The following is a 20,917-nucleotide window of genomic DNA, read 5'->3' as shown; positions in this document are numbered from 1 at the left end:
CGGTGGATCAGTCAACGAAGATGTTGGATCTGATGSCCTCATCGCGAGCARGCTCGCTCCCACAGGGTCCTGTGTACGCCGTACTTTTGTGGGAGCGGGCTTGCTCGCGAWGGCGGTGSATCAGTCAACGAAGATGTTGAAKCTGAGGGCCTCATCGCGAGCAGGCTCGCTCCCACAGGGTTCTGTGTACGCCGTACTTTTGTGGGAGTGAGCCTGCTCGCGATGGCGGTGCATCAGTCAACAAAGATGTTGGATCTGATGSCCTCATCGCGAGCAAGCTCGCTCCCACAGGGTCCTGTGTACGCCGTACTTTTGTAGGAGCGAGCCTGCTCGCGATGGCGGTGCATCAGTCAACGAAGATGTTGGATCTGATGGCCTCATCGCGAGCAGGCTCGCTCTTACAGGGGGTTATGCGGTTGCTGGGTTAGCGCGCAGCCCAGGCATTGAAGCGCTGTTCAAGCTCCTCGCCGTGGTCGACCCAGAACTCCGCATCCACCGCCCGGGCACCGGCCAGGTTGGCTTCGGCGGTCGGCAGTTGCTCCTGCACGTCCTTGGGCAGCAATGGCAGGGTCTGGCGATGCACCGGCCCGTAAGGGATGGTTTCCGAGAACACTTTTTGCGTCTGCGGCTGGCTGGCAAAGGCGATGAAGTTTTCCGCCAACGCCTTGTTCGGCGTGCCTTTGACCACCGCCCAGTATTCCGGGTCGTACAGGCTCTGCGGCCAGACGATGCTCAGCTTCATGCCTTCCTTTTGCGCCGAGGCGATCCGGCCGTTGTAGGCCGCGCTCATCACCACGTCCCCGGCCACCAGCCACTGCGCCGGTTGCGCGCCCGCCTCCCACCACTGGATGTTCGGCTTGATCTGGTCGAGTTTGGCAAAGGCCCGCGTCACGCCTTGGGGCGTGTTCAAGACCTTGTACACGTCGTCCGCCTTGACGCCGTCGGCCAGCAACGCGATTTCCAGGGTGTACTTGGCACTCTTGCGCAGGCCGCGCTTGCCCGGGAAGTCGGCCACGTTCCAGAAGTCCGCCCAGGATTGCGGCGCCTTGGCCTGCTTGCTCTGGTCGTAGGCCATGACCATCGACCAGACGTAAGTGGCCACCCCGCATTCGGTCAGCGCACCCGGGACGAAGTTCGCCGAATCACCGAAGCGTCCCGCATCGAGCTTCTCGAACAGGCCCTCCTCGCAGCCGCGCAACAGCTCGGGGCTTTCGACTTCCACCACGTCCCAGCTGGTGTGACCGGCGGAGACCATGGCCTTGATCTTCGACAGCTCGCCGTTGTACTCACCGGCGATGATGTTGCCCGCGCCGCTGGCGTTAAAGGGCTGGAAATAGGCTTTATCCTGGGCCTGTTTGGTAGCACCACCGAAGGAAATCACGGTGAGGTCCTGGGGGGCCGCCCACACACTGGCACTCAACAACGCCAGGGCAAACGGAACACTGCAACGCAAGGATCTGGACATGGATCGCTTCCTCGGGCCTTGTCAGCCCTTTGTTGTTATGGGTGTTCGGATTCACTCAAGTAAGCCGCCAGGCGATCCATCAAGCGGTCACAGGCCGCCATCTGATCAACGCTGACGAATTCATCGGGCTTGTGCCCCTGGTCCATGCTGCCGGGACCGCAGACCACTGACGCAATGCCGGCCTGATCGAACAGCCCGCCTTCGGTGCCAAAGGCCACGGTGCTGAACTCGTCGCTGCCGCACAGCTGGGCAATCAGTCGGGCGGCCGCACTGTCGGCGGGCGTCGCCAGGCCGGGATAGGTCGAAAGCTTTTCAAAACGAATGGAAGTGTCGGCTTTCACCGCCTGCATCGCCGGCAGCAAGGTTTGCTCGGCGTAATTTTGCAGCTCATTGGCGACCGCTTCCGGAGCAAAGTCCGGCAAGGCGCGCACTTCGAAATCAAAACGGCAATTCTCCGGCAGGATGTTCAACGCCGTCCCACCGGAAATCACACCCACCTGCACCGTCGAGTACGCCGGATCGAAGCGCTCGTCGTGATACTGCGGTTCAGCCAGGCGCGTGCCGATCTCACCCAGTCGACCGATCAGCCGCGCAGCCTGCTCGATGGCGTTCACCCCATAAGGCGCGTAAGCCGAATGGCACGGCGCACCGTGTACGTGGCAACGCATTGCCAGTTTGCCCTTGTGACCAAGCACCGGTTTAAGCTCGGTCGGCTCGCCGATCAAACACAACGCCGGTGCCGGGATGCGTTGGGGCAGCACCTCCAGCAAACCACGCACGCCGAGGCAACCAACTTCTTCGTCATAGGAAAACGCCAGGTGCACCGGGCGTTTTAAAGGGCTGGCGAGAAACATCGGCACAGCGGCCAGCACCGAGGCCAGATAGCCTTTCATGTCCGCCGTGCCGCGGCCGTAAAGCTTGCCGCCCGCCTCGCTCAGCCGGAACGGTTCGACCGTCCAGGCCTGGCCGTCCACCGGCACCACGTCGGTGTGCCCGGACAGCACAATGCCGCCGGCCACACGCGGGCCGACCGTGGCCAACAGATTGGCCTTGGTCCGCTCGGCGTTGTAGATCAGTTCGCAATCCACGCCCAGTTCGTGCAGGTAGTCACGCACGAACTCGATCAGCTCCAGGTTCGAATCGCGGCTGACCGTGGCGAACCCGATCAATCGCGCGAGCATGGCGCGGCTGCGCAACTCACTCATCGCCGGGCACTCCATAGCTCGGCGCCAGGGTCGGATTGAGGGCGCGGGTCAGATAGTCCTGCAATTGCGGCTCGTAGGCCGTCCACAGTTTGCCCAGCTCGCCAATCGGGTTTTCATCGGCCCAATCCACCCGCAGGTCGACAATCGGCCAGGTCAGGTCACCGACCACCGACAACGCCGCCGAGTGCACCGCGCCGGCTTCGCCGCCAGCGTCCTGCCCGGCCTGCAAGGCGTTCATCAGCCGGGTGGCAAGGCAGCCTTCGCTGTTTTCGAACGCCGCGACCATGGCTTCGATCACCGCGCTGCTGGCCAGCAGGTTACCGGCCGCCACGCATTGATCGCCGGCCAGCGCATTATGGGTGCCCAGCGCATGGTTACCGCTGAACACCGCCGTGCGGCCCTGAGCATCGACCACCGCCACCTGGCGGTATTGGCTGTAGCCATTGCGGGTCAATGAACGGTCCAGCGCCTGGGGCGGCGCCGAGCCGTTGGCCAGTTCATCGAGAATCTGCGGGCCAAGGGCCGGCAGCGTGATGTTCTGGCTCGACACCGCGCCGACCCCGGCACGCAGCCAGGGGCAGCGCGCGCCGACGGCAATGCTCGAAGAACTGATGGCAATGCCCAGCTGGCCGGTCTCGGCGCAGCGACCAACAATGGAAAAGGTCATGGCGAATTCCTTATTCAGGGATGACAGCGATCACATCAATTTCCATCAGCCACTGCGGCTGGCCGAGGGCACTGACCACCAGGCCGGTGGAAATCGGGAACACCCCCTTGAGCCACTTGCCGACTTCCTGGTACACCGGCTCGCGATAGCGCGGGTCGATCAGGTAGGTGGTGGTCTTGACGATGTGGCTCAGGTCGCTGCCCGCCTCTTCCAGCAGTTGCTTGACGTTGCGCATGGCCTGCTCGGCCTGGGCACGCGGATCACCGAGCCCCACCAGTTGACCGTTGAAATCGGTGCCGACCTGACCGCGGACATACACCGTGTTGCCGGCACGCACGGCCTGGCACAGGTCGTTGTCGAGCGTCTGGTTCGGGTAGGTGTCTTTGGTGTTGAACATGCGGATGCGGGTATGAGTAGGCATTAACGAACTCCCATGAGGCTGGCTTTCTGAAGAGGTGCTCGGGCGGCTTCGGCTTGACGCTGGGTCGCATCCCGATAGTTGAGATAGGTGTGCTGTTTAACGATGTGATCGGCGATGTGCTTGGCGTCGTGCCAAACGCCCCAGATAAACGCGGAGCCACGACGGGACTGCCAAGGCAAACCGACGAAATACACCCCCGGCTCGGCCGACACGCCGCGCTGGTGCTGCGGTTTGCCGTTTTCCTTAAAGGCATCGACCTTCAGCCAGCTGTAATCGGTGGAGTAACCGGTGGCCCAGATAATCGTGGTGACGCCTGCATTGAGCAGATCCAGTTCCAGGATTGGATTTGTCACGCAATCCGGGTCCGTCAGCATGGCCCGGGCTTCGGGTTCCAGCGGCAGGTCCAGGCCATTGCGTTCGATATAGGCGTCGGCCTTGTCGAGCAGCGCGAGGTAGTTTTCATCGCCGCGCTGGATATTGTCGGCGAGGTTGTTTTCGAAACTCACCACAGCGCCGTTGAACGATTGGGTCAGGCCGACCAGAGTCATGCCCTGATGGGCCAACCGGCGGAAGTCCACGGTGTGGCCGCCACGGGCACCGCTCACGGCGATGGTCACATGCTCCTTGCCCGGCTGCATGGCCTCGGCATCCCACTCGCCGAGCACCCCCAGCCACCAGCAGAAATCGCGGTTGCGATAGGCACGCGGCGGACGGTCGTGGGCGCCCACCGACAGGTAGACCTGCTTGCCGGAACGTTGCAGCTCATCGGCGATCTGCACGCCCGAGGAACCGGCGCCCACCACCAGCACCGCGCCTTCGGCCAGTTGCTGCGGGTTGTAGTATTGGGCGGAGTGAATCTGGGTGATGCCGGCGATTTGCGGGGCAATCGGCGGGATTGCCGGGCGCTGGAACGGACCGGTGGCGACCACCACATGCCGAGCCTCGATCACGCCATCAGAGGTTTCAACAGTGAAGCCCGGACGATCAGTGTTGCGCTGCACTTTCCTGACTTCAACGCCAGTGCGGATCGGCGCGTTGAACTTGCGGGCGTAGGCCTCGAAGTACTCAGCCACCTGCTCTTTTCCGGCAAAGGCATCCGGGTCCAGACCGTCGAATTCCAGCCCCGGGAAACGGTCGTGCCACGCCGGACCGTTGGCCACCAGCGAATCCCAGCGGCCAGTGCGCCAGGCTTCGGCGACACGATTGCGCTCCAGGACGAGGTGGGGCACGCCGAGCTTGCTCAGGTGTTCACTCATGGCCACGCCGGCCTGGCCGGCGCCAACAACAAGCGTATCAATTTCGGTTTTTTCAACTGTCATGGCTGTGCACTTCTGAAAGGTGGTTTGATTCAGGTCGGTCATGGCTGCCGCCTCGATTCTGATCACTGTTGTTCTTCTGCTACGGCTATCGGTGTCAGGGTGTTGGCCGCATTCTGTTCGGAGCCGGGAAATAGCGAAATTATGTTTTTTGTGGTTGCTGGCGAGGAAAAAGCGTCGAGGTGACCGGCTGGCCGTGCAAGGTTGCGGTCGACCCGATCCCGGCCTATGGTCCAAGCGATGCATTGCCCGCGACCGGCGCGAAGACCCGGCGCGGATTGCTGTCCATCCAGTGCGGATTCACGCAAGGAGTGATGACATGCCCGACAATTCCCGTCCTGCCGTACTCGAACTGATTGGCAATACCCCGCTGGTACGCGTCAGCCGGTTCGATACCGGTCCGTGCACGCTGTTTCTCAAACTCGAATCCCAAAACCCCGGCGGTTCGATCAAGGACCGCATCGGTCTGGCGATGATCGACACCGCCGAACGCGATGGTCGCCTCAGGCCCGGCGGCACCATCGTCGAAGCCACTGCCGGCAATACCGGCCTCGGCCTGGCCCTGGTCGGCCGCGCCAAGGGTTACCGGGTGGTGCTGGTGGTGCCGGACAAGATGTCCACCGAGAAGGTCCTGCACCTCAAGGCCATGGGTGCCGAGGTACACATCACCCGCTCCGATGTCGGCAAGGGTCATCCCGAGTACTACCAGGACGTCGCCGCGCGGCTGGCGGCGGAAATTCCCGATGCGTTCTTCGCCGACCAGTTCAACAACCCCGCCAATCCGCTGGCCCACGAATGCAGCACCGCGCCGGAGATCTGGGCGCAGACCCAGCATGATGTGGACGCCATCGTCGTCGGGGTCGGCTCGGCCGGTACGCTGACCGGCCTGACCCGCTTCTTCAAACGCGTGCAGCCGGACCTGGAAATGGTCCTGGCCGACCCGGTCGGTTCAGTGATGGCCGAATACAGCCGCGGTGGCACCCTCCCCACCCCCGGTTCCTGGGCGGTGGAAGGCATCGGCGAGGACTTCATTCCGTCGATTGCCGACCTGTCCAGCGTGCGCCACGCCTATTCGATCAGCGACGAAGAAAGCTTCGACCACGCCCGCCAGTTGCTGCGCGCCGAAGGCATTCTCGGCGGTTCCTCCACCGGCACCCTGCTGGCAGCGGCGTTGCGCTACTGCCGCGAACAGACCGCGCCGAAGCGGGTGGTGAGCTTCGTCTGCGACACCGGTACGCGTTACCTGTCGAAGGTCTACAACGACCAGTGGATGAACGATCAGGGCCTGCTGCAACGCAAGCAGTACGGCGACCTGCGCGACCTGATCGCGCGGCGCTTCGAGGACGGCCGGGTGATCAGCGTCGGCCCCGATGACACCCTGCTCACCGCATTCCAGCGCATGCGCCTGGCGGACGTGTCGCAACTGCCGGTGCTGGTGAACGGCAAACAACTGGTCGGCGTGATCGACGAGTCCGACATCCTGCTGGGGGTGCATGAAGACGCTGCACACTTCCGTAAAACCGTGGCCAGCGCCATGACCGACAAACTGCAAACCCTGCCACCCGCGGCCACACTGGCGGAACTGGAAGCAGAGCTGGCCCGTGGACTGGTGGCAATCATTCAGGATGCCTCGGGCTTCCACGGCCTGATTACCCGAACCGACATGCTCAATCACCTGCGGAGATCCCTGCCATGAGTCAGCACGATGAAAATGCCCCGCCACGGGGCTTCGCCACCCGCGTGATCCATGCCGGGCAAACGCCGGACCCTTCGACCGGGGCGTTGATGCCGCCGATCTACGCCAACTCCACCTACCTGCAACAGAGCCCCGGTGTGCACAAAGGCCTGGATTACGGGCGCTCGCACAACCCGACGCGCTGGGCCCTGGAGCGCTGCGTGGCCGACCTCGAAGGCGGTACCCGGGCATTCGCCTTCGCCTCGGGACTGGCGACCATTTCCACGGTGCTCGAACTGCTCGACGCCGGCTCGCACATCGTCTCGGGCAATGACTTGTACGGCGGCACCTTCCGCCTGTTCGACAAGGTGCGCCAGCGCAGCGCCGGGCACCGTTTCAGCTACGTCGACCTGACGGACCTGGCGGCGTTCGAGGCGTCCCTCCAAGACAACACTCGGATGGTCATGGTCGAGACACCGAGCAATCCCCTGCTGAACCTCGCTGACCTTGCCGCCATCGCCCGCACCTGCCGCGCACGCGGCATCATCTGCGTGGCCGACAACACCTTCGCCAGCCCGTGGATCCAGCGCCCGCTGGAACTGGGTTTCGACATCGTGCTGCACTCGACCACCAAATACCTCAACGGCCATTCCGACGTGATCGGCGGCATCGCCGTGGTCGGGCAGAACACCGAACTGGCCGAGCGCCTGGGTTTCCTGCAAAACGCGGTCGGCGCCATCGCCGGCCCGTTCGACGCCTTCCTCACCCTGCGCGGGGTGAAGACCCTGGCGCTGCGCATGGAGCGGCATTGCAGCAACGCGCTGGATCTGGCGCAATGGCTGGAGCGTCAGCCACAAGTCTCAAGGGTCTACTACCCCGGCCTGCCATCACACCCGCAACACGAACTGGCCCAACGGCAAATGCGCGGTTTCGGCGGGATGATTTCCCTCGACCTCAACAGCGACCTGGCTGGCACCAAACGCTTCCTGGAGAGCGTGCAGATCTTCGCCCTGGCCGAGAGCCTGGGCGGCGTGGAAAGCCTGATCGAACACCCGGCGATCATGACCCACGCCACCATTCCAGCCGCCACCCGCGCACAATTGGGCATCGGTGACGGTTTGGTGCGGTTGTCGGTTGGCGTCGAGGACGTGGAAGACTTGCGTGCTGATCTKGCGCAGGCGTTGGCAAGGATGTAAGCAACCTGAATTGCGGGACACCGCAAACACCTGTGGGAGCGGGCTTGCTCGCGAAGGCGGTGTGTCAGTCAACGTCATTGCCGACTGATCCACCGCTTTCGCGAGCAAGCCCGCTCCCACAGGTCTTTTTAGCCTTAAGCCCTGTTGCAAGGCTGGTCAAGCACGCAAGACCCCCTATAATCGCGGCGTTTTCGTCTACCCTCACGAAGCGTCGTGCAGCAATCAGCTTGTGCGGGGCGCATCGACATTTTTCCGCTATTGAACCGGAGAACTTCCATGCTCAAACGTACCCTGGCCTTGGCCGTTGGCCTGACCCTGTCCTTTTCCACCCTGCTGGCACAGGCTGCCGAGACCCTCAAGGTCAGCGCCATTCCTGATGAAGCCCCCACCGAACTGCTGCGCAAGTTCAAGCCACTGGGCGAATACCTGGAGAAGCAACTGGGCATGAAGGTCGAGTTCGTGCCGGTGTCCGACTACCCGGCGGTGGTCGAGGCGCTGGCCACTGACCGTATCGACATGGCCTGGCTGGGCGGTTTCACCTTCGTGCAGGCGCGCCTGAAAACCGGCAATGCCATTCCATTGGTACAGCGTGAGCAGGACGCCCAGTTCACCAGCAAATTCATCACCGCCGACCCGGCCGTCAAGTCGCTGGCCGACCTCAAGGGCAAGTCCTTCGCTTTCGGTTCGGTGTCTTCCACTTCCGGCAGCTTGATGCCGCGTTATTTCATGCTCAAGGACGGCATCAAGCCGGAAAGCTATTTCAGTCGCGTCGGTTACTCCGGCGCACACGACGCCACGGTTGCCTGGGTTCAGGYAGGCAAAGTGGACGCCGGCGTACTCAATGCCAGCGTCTGGGCAAAACTGGTCGCGGCCGGCAAGGTCGACACCGACAAGGTCAAGGTCTTCGCCACCACGCCGGCCTACTTCGACTACAACTGGACCGTGCGCGGCACCCTCGACCCGGCCCTTGCCGATAAAATCAAGGTGGCCTTCCTCGCGCTCGACCCGGCCAACCCGGAGCAAAAAGCGATTCTGGACCTGCAAGCCGCCAGCCGCTTCATCGAGACCAAGCCTGAGAACTACAAGGGCATCGAGGAAGCCGCGCGCGCTGCCGACCTGCTGAAATGACACTGCATCTGAACCGGGTCAGTCTCACCCACGGCAATGACGTGCGTGCGCTGCATGAGATCGACCTGCACATCGGCGCCGGTGAGCAGGTGGCGATCATCGGTCCGTCCGGCGCCGGCAAGTCGAGCTTGCTCAACGTGCTGGCCACCGCGCTGCGCCCGGACAACGGCGCGGTCGAGGTACTCGGCGAGCACGCCTGGCAGCTGGGTGCGCATCGGCGTCAGCAGCTGCGGGCGCGCATCGGCCTGGTTCACCAGGCACCACCACTGCCACCGCGCCAGCGAGTGGTCACCGCGGTACTGGCCGGAAAACTGGGCCAGTGGGGCTTTGCCAAAAGCCTGCTGAGCCTGCTGCATCCGGTGGATGTACCTGGCGCCCGCGCAGCCCTGCTTAAACTCGACCTGGGCGACAAGCTGTTCGCCCAGTGCCAACAGTTGTCCGGCGGCCAACTGCAGCGCGTGGGCATTGCCCGCGTGCTGTACCAGGCGCCCGAAGTGCTGCTGGCCGATGAGCCGGTGTCGGCGATGGACCCTGTACTGGCCGGCCACACCCTTTCAGTCCTCTGCCGCCACGCCCGGGAACACAACGTGACGCTGGTTGCCAGTCTGCATGCGGTGGAACTGGCCCTGGCGCACTTTTCACGCATCATCGGTTTACGTGACGGTCAGATCCTGTTCGATCTTCCCGCCAGCGACGTCGACCACGATTTGCTCGACAGGCTCTACGCCAACGAGCAACTGCAATCCCCGCCCGCTCCGGTGGCGCCCTTGAGCCTGCAGATTCCCCGATGCTGACGCGCGATACACGAGACCCGGCCACCCTGCCCCGCCTGCTGCTCGGTCTGTTGGCGCTTGCCCTGCTGTGGCCCGGCATCCACTTCAGCGAACTGGACCTGGGTGTCCTCCTCAAGGCTGACAGCCAGAGTGAGATGGGCCGGTTTGTCTCAGCCTTCTGGCCACCGGCCCATGGCGAAGAGTTCCTTCAGCTGCTGTGGCAAGCCACGTTGCAAACGCTGGCCATCGCCACCGCCGGCATGGCCCTGGCCTTGCTGTTGGCCGTGCCCGCCAGCCTGCTGGCCAGCCGGGCGCTGTCGCTGTCGGCCGCTTCGCGCAGCGGTCGCCCGAGCGTCCCGGGTCGACTGTTGCGCTGGCCGGTGCGCGGGTTGCTGATCTTCCTGCGTAGCGTGCCGGAAATCGTCTGGGCCTTGCTGTTCGTGCGCGCCGTCGGCCTTGGCCCGACGGCCGGGGTGCTGGCCATTGCCATCACCTACAGCGGCATGCTGGGCAAGGTCTATGCGGAGATCTTCGAGTCGGTCGACCAGCGACCGGCCCATGCACTGCTACAGGCCGGCAGTGGTCGGTTGACGGCCTTCTGCTACGGCATCCTGCCCAATGTCGCGGCGGAGTTGCTGTCGTACACCGTGTATCGCTGGGAATGCGCGATTCGCGCGTCCGTGGTGATGGGCTTCGTCGGTGCCGGCGGGCTGGGCCAGCAGATCGACCTGTCGCTGCGCATGTTCGCCGGCGGTGAAGTGGCGAGCATGTTGCTGACCTTTTTCGTCCTGGTGCTGTTCGCCGATCAGATCAGCCGCCTGCTGCGCTGGAGGTTCGCATGAATCGCCTGATCAACCTGCTGCTGATCTTTTGCATCGGTGCGGCGGTCGTCGCTTCGTTCAGTTATCTGGGTATCGACCTCGGTGAACTGGCTGGCAGCAGCAACCTGAAGCAGATGGGCGCCTACGTGCTGCGCTTTCTCAGCCCGGACCTGAGCGCCGGCCACCTGCAAGCCATCGGCCGTGGCGCCGTGGAAACCATGGCGATGTCAGCCCTCGGCACCCTGCTCGCGGCGGTGTTTGGCCTGCTGTTGGCGCTGCCGGCGGCCGGGCGCTTCGGTTGGCTGTTGCAGAGCGCGTCGCGTCTTGTGCTCAATGGCCTGCGCGCCATTCCCGAACTGGTGTGGGCCGCGTTGATGGTGCTGGCCGCCGGCCTCGGCCCGAACGCCGGTACCCTGGCACTGGCCATGCACACCACCGGAGTACTCGGCCGTCTGTTCGCCGAAGCACTGGAAAACACCCCGCCGCAACCGGCCGAAGCCATCCGCTTGCAGGGCGGCAACGTAGTCTGGGCCTTCTGCTACGGCACCCTGCCCAACCTGTTTCCGCAGCTGTTGGCGTACATCCTGTACCGCTGGGAAAACAACATCCGCATGGCCAGCGTGCTGGGTTTCGTCGGTGCCGGCGGTTTGGGCCAGATGCTCTATGTCAGCCTCAGCCTGTTCCAGGAAGCCCAGGCCAGCACGGTGATCCTTGCCATGTTGCTGCTGGTGTTCGCCGTTGATGGATTGAGCAGCTGGAGTCGCCAGCGCTGGGTCAAGGCGTGATGGGGAATTGCATAGACTTGCTCACCTGATTGCATTCGAGCTGAGCAACCATTTGTAGCCGGTGGCGCCAGGCAATAAACGGCCAAAGGCAGTCCGTCGTGGTGCCTGAAAAGCTGGCGTGATTCAAGTTTCCTCAACCAGGGTATTCAAAGTCTCGCCGAGCTCAAACCACCTGCTGCAGCAGTGGTCACTAAGTGGCACAACCTCCGGGATGAAACTACGCTGACGAAACACTTGTTTCGCTCCTAAGGAGCAGGAAAATGAAAAGGATTTCTTCTGCCACTCTCCTGCTCACAATGCTCGTCGCGCTTTCAAATACAGTGTCTGCTGAAACACCCTCCCATAAGGATGCTCGCACATTCGTTGCCCAGGCACAGATAGGCAGACACCTCTCTACCCTTGCACTTTCGGCAGCGAAAAGAACGAACACCTACGCAATGATCGCCACAAAACTGGGAAGTGCAGATGCAAGCAATGCCGTGTCTGGTGAAATCAATGCATTGCTGCCGCAGTATCAGCCTGAGTGGGATGAAAACCTTGCAGCAGCCTATGAGAAGTCCTTCTCTCAAGAAGAGTTGTCATCACTCGTATCTGAAGGCCGCGCATCAAAATACGCGGGAAAAGTGAAAGAACAGCAATTCGAAATTGGTAGAGATATGCAGTCGAGTTCGGAGCCAATTTTGATTGCCCTTGTCACCGAGGCGCTTAAGGCAACCCTGTCCAAATACATCCCGAAATAGACTGTAAAACAGGGGTCCACCGAGGCAGGACAAATCCGTTGGAAAAACATCTTGGCGAAGGTATGAGAGAGCGACAATCAGACGGTGTCAAGGAGAGCGTATGCGTAATCCATCAACATCAGATCTTGTGCAGGTAATTGCTCGTGATGCTTTTTTTCGAAGGTGGATAGTGTGGCTTCCATTATTTTTTACGTCTGTAATTATTTTTGGTGGGTCTAGTAAAGACGTTATGGGGATTCAATGGGTGACGGAGCTTGCCGGGATCGCCGAAGCCAATATTTCATCGATAAACGTCTGGGCCGGAAAGTCGTCATTTCCTGAGGTTACACAGTTAATATTTTTACTGGCTTGGTTGTTCAGTTTTTATTACGCTTTTCTCGTCGCACGATGGAAGCMCTATCGGGAAATGTATGTTCGTTCGCTTACCGGGTGGAGGCGTCATCTGAAAGCATTACCGGGGTTGGTGATGATTTGCATTGGACTATTTTTCTTGAATGTTACGCTTCCGGCAGAGCCGAATTGTACGAGGAAGTGTTTCTATGAGTCAGAATTTATTCAAGTGTTCTATTCCACTGCAGGCTCTATGTTATTGGGGTATGGGTTTGCGCTGATTTATTGGTGTTTGGCTAACTTCGCAAGAGTTTTTTTCCGTGGGGGAGAAAAAATGAATAGCCAGGAAGTTTGTTATTCTGATTTTGAGACTCATGGACCTGTTACAGTCGATGGCTTCAAGGCCGTCTCCTTCTGACCGTTATTTGCCTGTTACAACCGCAGCCGACTGCTGCTGGATGCGAAGAGCCGCCCGAGCTTGTATCAATCCGAGATTGTTAATTAGCGATGTGCCCGCGAGAGGTCGACAGGCTCACCGGCATTGCCCCACAAGCACTCAAACCTGAAACGGCTTTTAGATTTCTGTGCCTGCCTCTCATCTCAAACATCATCGATTTTTTGAAATCACACTACCCATGTATTGATTTAAATCGCGAAGATCCTTAATCCTCCATGAGTACGGCGCCAGCTTTACACCATTCTCTCGCAAAGTTTTTGGAATCAAGTCTCCATTTGGGCGAAGTATTATCGATGATACAATTACGCCCGGATAATCATTTAATCGTTTCTTGAAAGCGGATGTTGTCAGATCAGGTGCAGGAGGATTGCTTTTATTAGCCAATGGTCCTGTTGCCTTGAGATCTATTCCGTGGCACATGGCGCATCGCTGTAAATAGAGGTTTTTTCCATTAACATTATCCGCGAAGGATAGTGATGTTTGAATTAGCGATAAAACGCCTAGCGAAGCAATGAATAATATTTTCATTGTTTTTATCATCCTTGATGGGATCAGCGTCGATTGGACGCGATTTGGTGCGCGGGAAAGATATCAGCCATCGTGTCGGCACACACGGTCATTTCTGATGCCCATTGAATCCACAGCCATGAGCGGCCACTCGAACACATCACCTGACCGGCTGTTTTGCAGGACGAAGCGGTCACCCATGTTCCGCTGCCAACATTGACCTGAACTGAGAAATGATCTCTGAAGATAGCCCGGCACCTTCGAACACTGCGCAGGTGAAGCTAACGGGCGCAGGGCCTGGAGCAGTTACAATGCGGTCCGCAACCACCGCTACTGGACTGCTTCGATAAAACGTGTGCCCTTCATAACCTACGGCATTCTGTTGTAAGAAGTCAGCGCTGTTCGAGGTATGAGGAACCGAGTCGAGAAGCCCGGCCCTCGCAAGTGCCAGCGTTCCCCCACAGATACCGGCAATAATCGCCCCACTTGAGCGACTGGCATGCAGAAAGTCTCGAATATCCGGTGCTTCTGCACGTTCCCAGACCATTCCTCCAATGACGACAACAACGTCCGGTTTCCAGTCCAGGCATTGCTGCAAACTGCTATCGACAGTTACAGCCAATCCGCCCTGCGAGCGGAACTGCCCCGTAGCAGAAGCGAAAAATCTGACATCGATCCCGTAAAACGGGGACGCAGTTCCAGCAATGAAAGCATATTCCCAGTCCGCAAAACCGGGTGTCAGTATCAAACCCACACGTGCCATCAGTCAGAATCCTCCTTGAATACCAATAACATATGGTGACAACAAACAGACATCAAGGGCTGCTTCGGGTTGATCAGGGCTGATCGCAACAAGGACTGTCTGGAGTGCTCTGTAGGTGTTGCGCCTGGCACAGAGCGACCAAGGCGGACGTTCACGGGGACAGCGCTCTGACCGCAGGCAACGGCCGTACTATAATTAATTTCTGCCAATGTTTGCGTGGCGAGCGCTCCAAAACGAATCAGGTATCCATAGCGTTCACCTGCCAGGCAGAGGGCAGCACAGCAAATGGGATGGACAGTACGTCTGATTACGCGAGAGAGGGTTCAGCCATGAAAATTCACTCCTTCCAGCATTACTCTCATGGTCTGGAAATGGCCGTTCACGATGCATGGATTACCGCCAAGGTGAAGTCGACCCTGGCATTTTCCGATCCGACCCTTAGCCTGCATATCAATGTCAAAACCCATGCGGGCACAGTGGGGTTAAGCGGTCGCGTCAACACTCATAGACAGTGTGAACAGGCCATTGGTCTGGCCCGTTCGGTTCATGGTGTCACCGAAGTCGATGCCAGCGACTTGCAGACCCATGTGTTCACGCCAGGGAGTTTTCCAGAAGCACCCAACGCCGAAGAGAGCACTGAGCGCCGGCCACAATCGTCAACAAAGATGGACGACAAATGATAATGGCAACTTTGTAGGCGCCGCGCTCCCAGTCGGAAACCGAGGGCGCAGGGAAGCTGAATGCCTATGTGCCCCAGAGTGAATAGTCCATGGTTTCGTGGACATTTCCGACTGGCTGCTTTTGGCAGTGGATTCAACCGGACGCTCGTGACTGACCACAGTTTGCCCGTTGCAGGCAGTCGGCTAGCTTAGACTAAATTTGCCCCCTTCCTCGCGGATGGGGATTGTCCACGCTGAGTCGAAGCGGATCCGACTCATCGCCCACCGTGAGAGCCAAATCTTTTCTTATGAGTAAAGTCCAGGTAGCGAGCAGCACAGTGACAGCACCGGACAAGGCAATTACAATTTGATTAACATCTAGCGACTTGAGCGATTGAATACCCCATGGAAAGCAAGACTGCGCGCCTCACTGTGCTCATTGATCCCGTCAAGAAAAAAGCTTTCGAGGAACTCTGTGCAGCACAAGACCTGACGCCTTCGCAGGTTGTTCGTCAACTGATTCGTGACTACCTGGACACCCACGGTGCGAGCTATTCGACCAAGAGTAAGCATGCCACCAGCACCAAGTCATAACCCAACACAGGCAGTTAGCCTCTAGAGGGTCGACGAACCCTCTGCGAGACTGACAGCTTTAGCCAGCGCGGTGTTGAAGTCGGCGTGGTAATGCTCCGTGCCGATTTCTTGCAAGATACCTACCCTATCGAGCTTGTAGAGCACCTTCGTGTTCGCTTCGCAGAGTTTCACGACGATATTCCGCTTGTGCAGTTGCTGAATGACCTCCTCCAGCACCTGCAGGCCAGTGATATCCATAAACGGTACGCGCTTCAAGCGAATAATCAGCAGGCGTGGGTCGGTATGGGTCTGAGCCAAGACGCGCTCGAAAGTCTCAGCCGCACCAAAGAACAATGGCCCTTCAATCGTATAAATCAATGTGCCTGGCGGCAGGCGAGTATGCCCATTGGCCCTCAGCTCTTCTTCAAGCTCGTGCTCGACTACCTGTTGCACCTCCACAGATGAGGCCATGCGGCGCATAAATTGCAGCATCGCAAGAATGACGCCGATATTCACGGCGATCACCAAGTCACTGAACACTGTGAGGCTGAAGGTGATGAGCAGGATAGATACGTCTGCGCGTGGGGCTCGCTGGACCATGCGTTTGAAGTGCTTCAACTCGCTCATGTTGTACGCGACCACGAAGAGAATGGCGGCCAGGGCGCACAGCGGGATGTTTGATGCTAGAGGTGCCAGAAACAGAATAATAAGCACCAAGGTGACCGCGTGCATAACGCCGGCCAGTGGGCTCGTGCCGCCGTTACGGATATTGGTTGCAGTACGGGCAATGGCTCCGGTAGCTGCGAAGCCGCCAAACAATGGCGTGACCAGGTTAGCCACTCCCTGACCGATCAGTTCCTGATTGGAATCGTGCTTGGTGCCCGCCATGCCATCGGCCACCATTGCGGACAACAGCGATTCGATTGCTCCAAGCATGGCGATAGTGAATGCCGGACCAATCAAATCGATGACGCGAGACAGCGTGACTTCAGGCAGGCTCAACACTGGAAGGCCTTGAGGTATGCCACCAAATGCGCTGCCAATTGTGGCTACCCCCTCGAAATGAAAGGTTGACTGTATCGCTGTAGCTACCAACATTGCGATTAGCGGGCCAGGTACACGTTTGAGTCCGGGAATTTTGGAAGCGGTGATGACCAGGAAAAGGCTAAGTACCGCCAGCAGGGTTGTGGCTATATGAAGATCCGGGAGCGCCTGGAGCAGCTGCCACAGCTTTTCATGGAAATGCTCTCCACTAATCTTCGGTAAACCGAAAAAGTCTTTCCACTGCCCGACCCAGATGATCACGCCGATGCCCGCGGTGAATCCGACAATCACCGGGTCGGGGATAAACTTGATGATTGCACCGAGCCGGGCAATTCCCAGCAATAACAATATGCCCCCCGCCATCATCGTGGCGATTTGCAAACCGTCAACTCCATGCTTGGCCGTGACTCCCGCCAGAATCACGATGAACGCACCTGTCGGCCCGGCAATCTGCAAGCGGCTTCCCCCAAAGAGTGAAACCAGCAAACCACCGATGATTGCGGTGTAGATGCCTTGCTCAGGTTTGACGCCAGACGCAACGGCAAACGCCATTGCCAGGGGGAGCGCCACGACCCCGACGATCACGCCAGACACCATATTGCGAAGCCAGTGTCCTCGCCCCAACAACCCCGCCTTCCATGCCTCACCTATCGCAATCATGGCTAGCTCCTCAGTGGATGCATGTGCATAATATTAACATACAGTGATAATTGAAATGCCCTTGATCCACCGCTTCGTGCGGCTGGAGATGTTTATATTGAAAGCTCAGATGGAGCTGGGCGGGCATGCACTGCAAATAGAGAATTTTGAGAGCGCGCGTAGCGTGGTGACTGACATGAATCGTAAAGCTGTGAAAAGCAAACATGCCGAAGGCGTGACCTTTGACACCCATGTGATCGCAAACCCGACCAACCCCAAGGAGTGGATTGTGTTCTTCAAGAAGGACGCCGGGAGAAGTTATTTCTTGGTTGATGACAACGAGGAGGTCGAGTCTTTCGGGCATCTGGATGACTTGATAGCCGAGCTTCGAGACCTGGGCCTCAAGACCGCTGAAATCCACTTTTAACCCTTGGATTGAATTGCCCCCAATTTTGTATACACAAATGACAGGCAGCTATGGGTCCAGGCTGTGTGAAAACGTTTTGGAGCAGGTTTGACAGTCAGGACTGGAACGAAAAGCGCGTTCCTACGCAAATTTCCAGTCTGGCTGGTTAACCAAACGCTGGCAGATTTCACGTAGCAACGCACACTTCGAAACAGCGCATGCGTTTTCACACAGCCTGGACCCATGACGGTCATTTGTCCGCCGACGATGGAAACTCTAACTCCGAGCTACGGCTTGATATGCCGGTCTTCTGGAGGTTTGACAACCAGGTAAGTTGTCAATTTTTTGTAGCAAGAGGGCCTCAAGGAGGCCCTCATCACTAAAGCCTGGTTGTACTCAGTTCGCCTTTATCGGCACCGTCACGGTTTTGCCGAAGGCCGATTTGATGGTCGCCGTCGGGCTAGGCGACGGGCCACTGCCGACGGTCGTCACCGCTATATTCCAGCGCGCGCCTGTCGGCGTAAGCGTCAGGGTGGCGGTGCCAAGGTTCACCGTACCGGTTGTGGTCGTGGCAGTCGCCGTGATGGTATTGCCCGTGCCACGCGAGGTGGTACCGGACAGGACCCAGTAGTAGCGGCTGTTGCTGCGGGCGGTGACGGTAGCGCTGGTGACGATCAGGCTCTCGTTGACCGCTGCCGAGACCGCCACGGACACCGTCGCCGGTGCCGACTCTGCGCCCTTGGCATCGCTGGCCTGATAGGTAAAGGTCGCGGTGAACGGCGCGGCGACCGTGGCCGGTGGTGTGTAGATCACGCGCAGACCATCGGTGCTGACCGTGCCCTTGCCGGAGTCCGGTTGCGCCAGCCCCACCACTTTTAGTGGCACGTTACCGTCAGGGTCGGTGTCGTTGGCCAGGACGTTGATGGTCAGTGGTTGGCCAGTGTTGCTGACGGCGCTGTCGGGGTTGGCGATCGGTTTTTGGTTATCGCCGTCCTCGACACGTTTATCGCCAGTGCGGAAAGTCGGCAGCGCAGCGGAATTGACGTAGGTGACGCCGTCCCAGCCGGGCAGGGGCGTTGGCATCAACTGGAACTGACCAGGGTGCTCGACATCCCAACGCAGCAGCATGGACGTGTCCTCGTGCTGGGTGTTGTGGCAATGCTCCATGTAGGTCCCGGCAAATTCACGGAAGCGGATCGCAATATCCACGTCCACCGAACTGTCGATGCCTTCGCCGATGAGATAGACGTCCTTGCGTGCCCATTTTTCCCATTCCGGCGGCGCCTTGCCATCACGATTGAGGACGATACCTTCTTCGAAATGCACGTGCACCGGGTGGCTCCAGCCGTTGCCGCCGTTCCTGATTTTCCACACTTCCAGGGTGCCGTCGCCGGAGAACCCGGCAGGGGTCGGACCGTTGGCCAGTTGCGGAGCGGCGCTGATGATTCGAGGGTCCATCTGGAAGCCGAAACCGCCGTCGGTCTTGATGGTCCAGGGTTGTTCGTCGGTGCCGTCGGAGCGGCCGAAGATGAACTCGCGATGCCGCGCCGCCTTCAGTTTGGCCTGCATTGTCGGATCGTCGCGGTTGATAGTCAGCGGGATCATGGTTTGACCCGCTGCCTTGCCCGGTTTGGCGGGTTCGAAGTCGGCGGGGTTCATGCTCACGTCCTGGCCGGCATAAGGCTGGACCACCATCTGCATGAACTTGCCCACCACCGGGTCGCCGGCGTCCCACTCCAGCCCTTTGCTGCCCGACTTGAGCACCGCTTTGTACTTGCCGGACAGGACATCGGCCAGGCTCAGCGGTACAGGCTCTGGACCCTTGCCGTTCTGGTGCTCCATCAGGTTGACGAAGTACAGCTTGTCGCCGGTCTTGATCCCGTATTTTGAGAAGTTGACGATGATGTCGAAACGCTCGGCAATGCCCTGGGTGGGCAGGATGGCGTTGTGATCCTGGACGTCGCCGTCACCGTCCAGGTCCATGCTGCCGTCGAATGGCACGGCGTGCTCCATGAGGTTGCCGTCGTTGGCGATCATGTGGAACGGCACGCGGGTATAGGACAGGCCGGAACCTGCCGGGCCAGGGAATTCGCCGCCGGTGCCGACGACTTCACGCACCAGCGCGATCCTGAAGAAGCGCGACACCGAGCCGTTGAGAATGCGGAAACGATAGCTGCGCGCCCGCACATTCAGGCGCGGCTGGTACTGCCAGTTGACCAGGATCTGATCGCCGAGAAAGCCATCGGTGTTGAACGGGTTGAACCACAGTTGGCCGTTCTGATCCCAGGCCTTGTCGGCCACCAGCAGGTTGACGTCATAGTCGCGGTTGCCCCAGGGCAACGCCGAACCGCTGGGCAGGCGCAGGTTAACGCCGTCTACAAACGCTTCGTTACCACGATCCAGGGCGCTGTAGTAGTTCATCATCGTCGCGTTGCCCTTGTAGACGTTCTGCGCGGTGAAATCGAGCATGTGGTCATGGAACCAGTGGGTGCTCATGGTTTCGCGCCAATCGCCACGGATCTTGATGCTGCCGTTGTTGCAGGTTTTGAGGCCCGGAGTGGCATCATTGACATACAGGGTTTCGCCCGGGGCGCAGGGGAACGCCGCGCGCGGATCCTGAGCGCTGGTGTTGATGGTGTCGTAACCGGCCAGTTGTATCGGCCAGCGATAGTCGTAGTACTGCCCCGGAAAGAAAAACGCATTGGCAAAGCCGTCGCTTTCGGCCGGGGAGTGGCCATTGTGTTCGTGGGTGCTGAGGGTGTGCAGGCCGAAGCCCATGTTGGCCGACGGATCGATCGGCAGGGCGTTGTAGTGGCGCATCAGCACCGGTTGGCCGTACCGCACCATCAACAGTTTTGCCGGAAAGGTGCCGTCGAAGGTCCAGAGTGCCTTGTGGTTCTGAATCGGCATGTTGGGGTGAAAACGGGTGTCGATGCCTTTGGTGGTGCCCATTATGACCGGGGCGTCCGAGGTCTGGTTGTRGAGCCCGCCAGGCCCGAACTCACCGACGGCATAGTTGTGCAACTGCCGGCGGTCGCGCATGCCGCCGTTGAGCTTGGCACCCGCTTGAGCGGTCTTGAAGGCGACCTGTGGGTAGAACTCGTTCCAGCGCTGGTGCGACCAGCCTTTTCCTGGCGGACGACCTTCGGCCGGCGAGCCGACCGGATGGCGGTTGAGGAAGGCTTCGATCTGCGCTTTCCACGGGTTGCGGTCTAGCGCATTGGAATACTGCGACGGAAACGGGTACAGCCCCGGCTGGCGCATGAAGGCTTCGAGCGCCGCGGCCGAAGGGCCGCTGCGGGCGATGCTGTTCGGGTCCTGCACGGGAGCCGGGCCGACGGTCGGAA

At 59.7% G+C, this 20,917-nt stretch carries 20 protein-coding genes; 11 read left to right on the top strand and 9 right to left on the bottom strand.

The features are described 5' to 3' along the window. Nucleotides 1–424: 424 nt before the first annotated feature. From AB4Z35_RS27770 to AB4Z35_RS27750, 5 genes are read right to left on the bottom strand one after another with little or no spacing between them, the layout of a single operon-like run. Nucleotides 425–1,465, bottom strand: a complete 1,041-nt coding sequence (locus AB4Z35_RS27770) for an ABC transporter substrate-binding protein (RefSeq protein WP_116264687.1) — start codon at nt 1,463–1,465, stop codon at nt 425–427. A 35-nt stretch (nt 1,466–1,500) separates the two neighbouring features. Further along, nucleotides 1,501–2,670, bottom strand: coding sequence for an acetylornithine deacetylase (argE, locus tag AB4Z35_RS27765; RefSeq protein WP_442100664.1), 1,170 nt, complete (start codon nt 2,668–2,670; stop codon nt 1,501–1,503). Next, on the bottom strand, nt 2,663–3,337 hold the full coding sequence (locus AB4Z35_RS27760) for a DUF1028 domain-containing protein (RefSeq protein WP_007998725.1): 675 nt from the start codon (nt 3,335–3,337) through the stop codon (nt 2,663–2,665). Before AB4Z35_RS27760 ends, argE begins: the two co-directional genes overlap by 8 nt. A gap of 10 nt (nt 3,338–3,347) precedes the next feature. Then, nucleotides 3,348–3,758, bottom strand: a complete 411-nt coding sequence (locus tag AB4Z35_RS27755; protein ID WP_003201555.1) for a RidA family protein — start codon at nt 3,756–3,758, stop codon at nt 3,348–3,350. Next, nucleotides 3,758–5,119, bottom strand: a complete 1,362-nt coding sequence (locus AB4Z35_RS27750) for a flavin-containing monooxygenase (RefSeq protein WP_442100663.1) — start codon at nt 5,117–5,119, stop codon at nt 3,758–3,760. Before AB4Z35_RS27750 ends, AB4Z35_RS27755 begins: the two co-directional genes overlap by 1 nt. A 274-nt stretch (nt 5,120–5,393) precedes the next feature. Here AB4Z35_RS27750 and AB4Z35_RS27745 point away from each other — a divergent pair, with 274 nt between their 5' ends. The 8 genes from AB4Z35_RS27745 to AB4Z35_RS27710 all read left to right on the top strand — a co-directional run bounded on the left by AB4Z35_RS27745 (nt 5,394) and on the right by AB4Z35_RS27710 (nt 12,940). Next, nucleotides 5,394–6,770 (top strand): pyridoxal-phosphate dependent enzyme, encoded by a 1,377-nt coding sequence (locus AB4Z35_RS27745; protein ID WP_442100662.1) that lies wholly within the window; start codon nt 5,394–5,396, stop codon nt 6,768–6,770. Continuing rightward, nucleotides 6,767–7,945, top strand: coding sequence for a trans-sulfuration enzyme family protein (locus AB4Z35_RS27740; RefSeq protein ID WP_442100660.1), 1,179 nt, complete (start codon nt 6,767–6,769; stop codon nt 7,943–7,945). Before AB4Z35_RS27745 ends, AB4Z35_RS27740 begins: the two co-directional genes overlap by 4 nt. A gap of 276 nt (nt 7,946–8,221) precedes the next feature. After that, entirely contained in the window at nt 8,222–9,073 is an 852-nt protein-coding gene (locus AB4Z35_RS27735; RefSeq protein ID WP_442100659.1) for a putative selenate ABC transporter substrate-binding protein, read from the top strand. Further along, entirely contained in the window at nt 9,070–9,867 is a 798-nt protein-coding gene (locus tag AB4Z35_RS27730) for a phosphonate ABC transporter ATP-binding protein (RefSeq protein ID WP_007999871.1), read from the top strand. The genes AB4Z35_RS27735 and AB4Z35_RS27730 overlap by 4 nt, the downstream gene beginning before the upstream one ends. Then, nucleotides 9,861–10,688 (top strand): PhnE/PtxC family ABC transporter permease, encoded by an 828-nt coding sequence (locus tag AB4Z35_RS27725; protein WP_442100658.1) that lies wholly within the window; start codon nt 9,861–9,863, stop codon nt 10,686–10,688. The genes AB4Z35_RS27730 and AB4Z35_RS27725 overlap by 7 nt, the downstream gene beginning before the upstream one ends. Next, nucleotides 10,685–11,452 carry a phosphonate ABC transporter, permease protein PhnE gene (phnE, locus tag AB4Z35_RS27720; protein WP_442100656.1) on the top strand — a complete coding sequence of 256 codons (768 nt, stop codon included), beginning with the start codon at nt 10,685–10,687 and terminating at the stop codon, nt 11,450–11,452. Before AB4Z35_RS27725 ends, phnE begins: the two co-directional genes overlap by 4 nt. A gap of 260 nt (nt 11,453–11,712) precedes the next feature. Beyond that, nucleotides 11,713–12,192 carry a hypothetical protein gene (locus AB4Z35_RS27715; protein ID WP_442100654.1) on the top strand — a complete coding sequence of 160 codons (480 nt, stop codon included), beginning with the start codon at nt 11,713–11,715 and terminating at the stop codon, nt 12,190–12,192. Nucleotides 12,193–12,292: 100 nt separating this feature from the next. Further along, nucleotides 12,293–12,940 (top strand): hypothetical protein, encoded by a 648-nt coding sequence (locus AB4Z35_RS27710; protein ID WP_442100653.1) that lies wholly within the window; start codon nt 12,293–12,295, stop codon nt 12,938–12,940. Between the two features lie 189 nt (nt 12,941–13,129). On the opposite strand, the gene AB4Z35_RS27705 is transcribed toward AB4Z35_RS27710, so the two are convergent. Together AB4Z35_RS27705 and AB4Z35_RS27700 are read right to left on the bottom strand one after the other, a co-directional pair. Then, nucleotides 13,130–13,507: a c-type cytochrome gene (locus AB4Z35_RS27705; protein WP_442100651.1), complete on the bottom strand. Its 378-nt coding sequence runs from the start codon at nt 13,505–13,507 to the stop codon at nt 13,130–13,132. A gap of 172 nt (nt 13,508–13,679) precedes the next feature. Next, nucleotides 13,680–14,249, bottom strand: coding sequence for a DJ-1/PfpI family protein (locus AB4Z35_RS27700; protein WP_442100649.1), 570 nt, complete (start codon nt 14,247–14,249; stop codon nt 13,680–13,682). Nucleotides 14,250–14,578: 329 nt separating this feature from the next. On the opposite strand from AB4Z35_RS27700, the gene AB4Z35_RS27695 reads away from it, so the two are divergent. Both AB4Z35_RS27695 and AB4Z35_RS27690 read left to right on the top strand, forming a co-directional pair. Next, nucleotides 14,579–14,929, top strand: coding sequence for a BON domain-containing protein (locus AB4Z35_RS27695; RefSeq protein ID WP_007999860.1), 351 nt, complete (start codon nt 14,579–14,581; stop codon nt 14,927–14,929). Nucleotides 14,930–15,313: 384 nt separating this feature from the next. After that, nucleotides 15,314–15,502, top strand: a complete 189-nt coding sequence (locus tag AB4Z35_RS27690) for a ribbon-helix-helix protein, CopG family (protein ID WP_007988436.1) — start codon at nt 15,314–15,316, stop codon at nt 15,500–15,502. Nucleotides 15,503–15,523: 21 nt separating this feature from the next. Here AB4Z35_RS27690 and AB4Z35_RS27685 read toward each other — a convergent pair whose 3' ends face one another. After that, nucleotides 15,524–17,185 (bottom strand): SulP family inorganic anion transporter, encoded by a 1,662-nt coding sequence (locus tag AB4Z35_RS27685; protein ID WP_442100646.1) that lies wholly within the window; start codon nt 17,183–17,185, stop codon nt 15,524–15,526. Nucleotides 17,186–17,360: 175 nt separating this feature from the next. Here AB4Z35_RS27685 and AB4Z35_RS27680 point away from each other — a divergent pair, with 175 nt between their 5' ends. Then, entirely contained in the window at nt 17,361–17,591 is a 231-nt protein-coding gene (locus AB4Z35_RS27680) for a hypothetical protein (protein WP_032828974.1), read from the top strand. Between the two features lie 375 nt (nt 17,592–17,966). Here AB4Z35_RS27680 and AB4Z35_RS27675 read toward each other — a convergent pair. Next, the coding region (locus tag AB4Z35_RS27675) for an Ig-like domain-containing protein (RefSeq protein WP_442100644.1) at nt 17,967–20,917 on the bottom strand (2,951 nt) is incomplete at its 5' end.

This window comes from Pseudomonas sp. KB_15 (assembly GCF_052114525.1).
GTDB lineage: Bacteria > Pseudomonadota > Gammaproteobacteria > Pseudomonadales > Pseudomonadaceae > Aquipseudomonas.
The sequence above is the reverse complement of the archived record's forward strand: the minus strand, read 5'-3'. Positions and strand labels throughout refer to the sequence as shown.

Bases quoted from the DNA above. Each gene is read 5' to 3' on its own strand.
- phnE (WP_442100656.1), top strand. From the start codon at position 10,685: ATGAATCGCCTGATCAACCTGCTGCTGATCTTTTGCATCGGTGCGGCG.
- AB4Z35_RS27690 (WP_007988436.1), top strand. From the start codon at position 15,314: ATGGAAAGCAAGACTGCGCGCCTCACTGTGCTCATTGATCCCGTCAAG.
- AB4Z35_RS27730 (WP_007999871.1), top strand. From the start codon at position 9,070: ATGACACTGCATCTGAACCGGGTCAGTCTCACCCACGGCAATGACGTG.
- AB4Z35_RS27685 (WP_442100646.1), bottom strand. From the start codon at position 17,185: ATGATTGCGATAGGTGAGGCATGGAAGGCGGGGTTGTTGGGGCGAGGA.
- AB4Z35_RS27755 (WP_003201555.1), bottom strand. From the start codon at position 3,758: ATGCCTACTCATACCCGCATCCGCATGTTCAACACCAAAGACACCTAC.
- AB4Z35_RS27695 (WP_007999860.1), top strand. From the start codon at position 14,579: ATGAAAATTCACTCCTTCCAGCATTACTCTCATGGTCTGGAAATGGCC.
- AB4Z35_RS27705 (WP_442100651.1), bottom strand. From the start codon at position 13,507: ATGAAAATATTATTCATTGCTTCGCTAGGCGTTTTATCGCTAATTCAA.
- argE (WP_442100664.1), bottom strand. From the start codon at position 2,670: ATGAGTGAGTTGCGCAGCCGCGCCATGCTCGCGCGATTGATCGGGTTC.
- AB4Z35_RS27725 (WP_442100658.1), top strand. From the start codon at position 9,861: ATGCTGACGCGCGATACACGAGACCCGGCCACCCTGCCCCGCCTGCTG.
- AB4Z35_RS27715 (WP_442100654.1), top strand. From the start codon at position 11,713: ATGAAAAGGATTTCTTCTGCCACTCTCCTGCTCACAATGCTCGTCGCG.
- AB4Z35_RS27745 (WP_442100662.1), top strand. From the start codon at position 5,394: ATGCCCGACAATTCCCGTCCTGCCGTACTCGAACTGATTGGCAATACC.
- AB4Z35_RS27700 (WP_442100649.1), bottom strand. From the start codon at position 14,249: ATGGCACGTGTGGGTTTGATACTGACACCCGGTTTTGCGGACTGGGAA.
- AB4Z35_RS27680 (WP_032828974.1), top strand. From the start codon at position 17,361: ATGAATCGTAAAGCTGTGAAAAGCAAACATGCCGAAGGCGTGACCTTT.
- AB4Z35_RS27750 (WP_442100663.1), bottom strand. From the start codon at position 5,119: ATGACCGACCTGAATCAAACCACCTTTCAGAAGTGCACAGCCATGACA.
- AB4Z35_RS27770 (WP_116264687.1), bottom strand. From the start codon at position 1,465: ATGTCCAGATCCTTGCGTTGCAGTGTTCCGTTTGCCCTGGCGTTGTTG.
- AB4Z35_RS27760 (WP_007998725.1), bottom strand. From the start codon at position 3,337: ATGACCTTTTCCATTGTTGGTCGCTGCGCCGAGACCGGCCAGCTGGGC.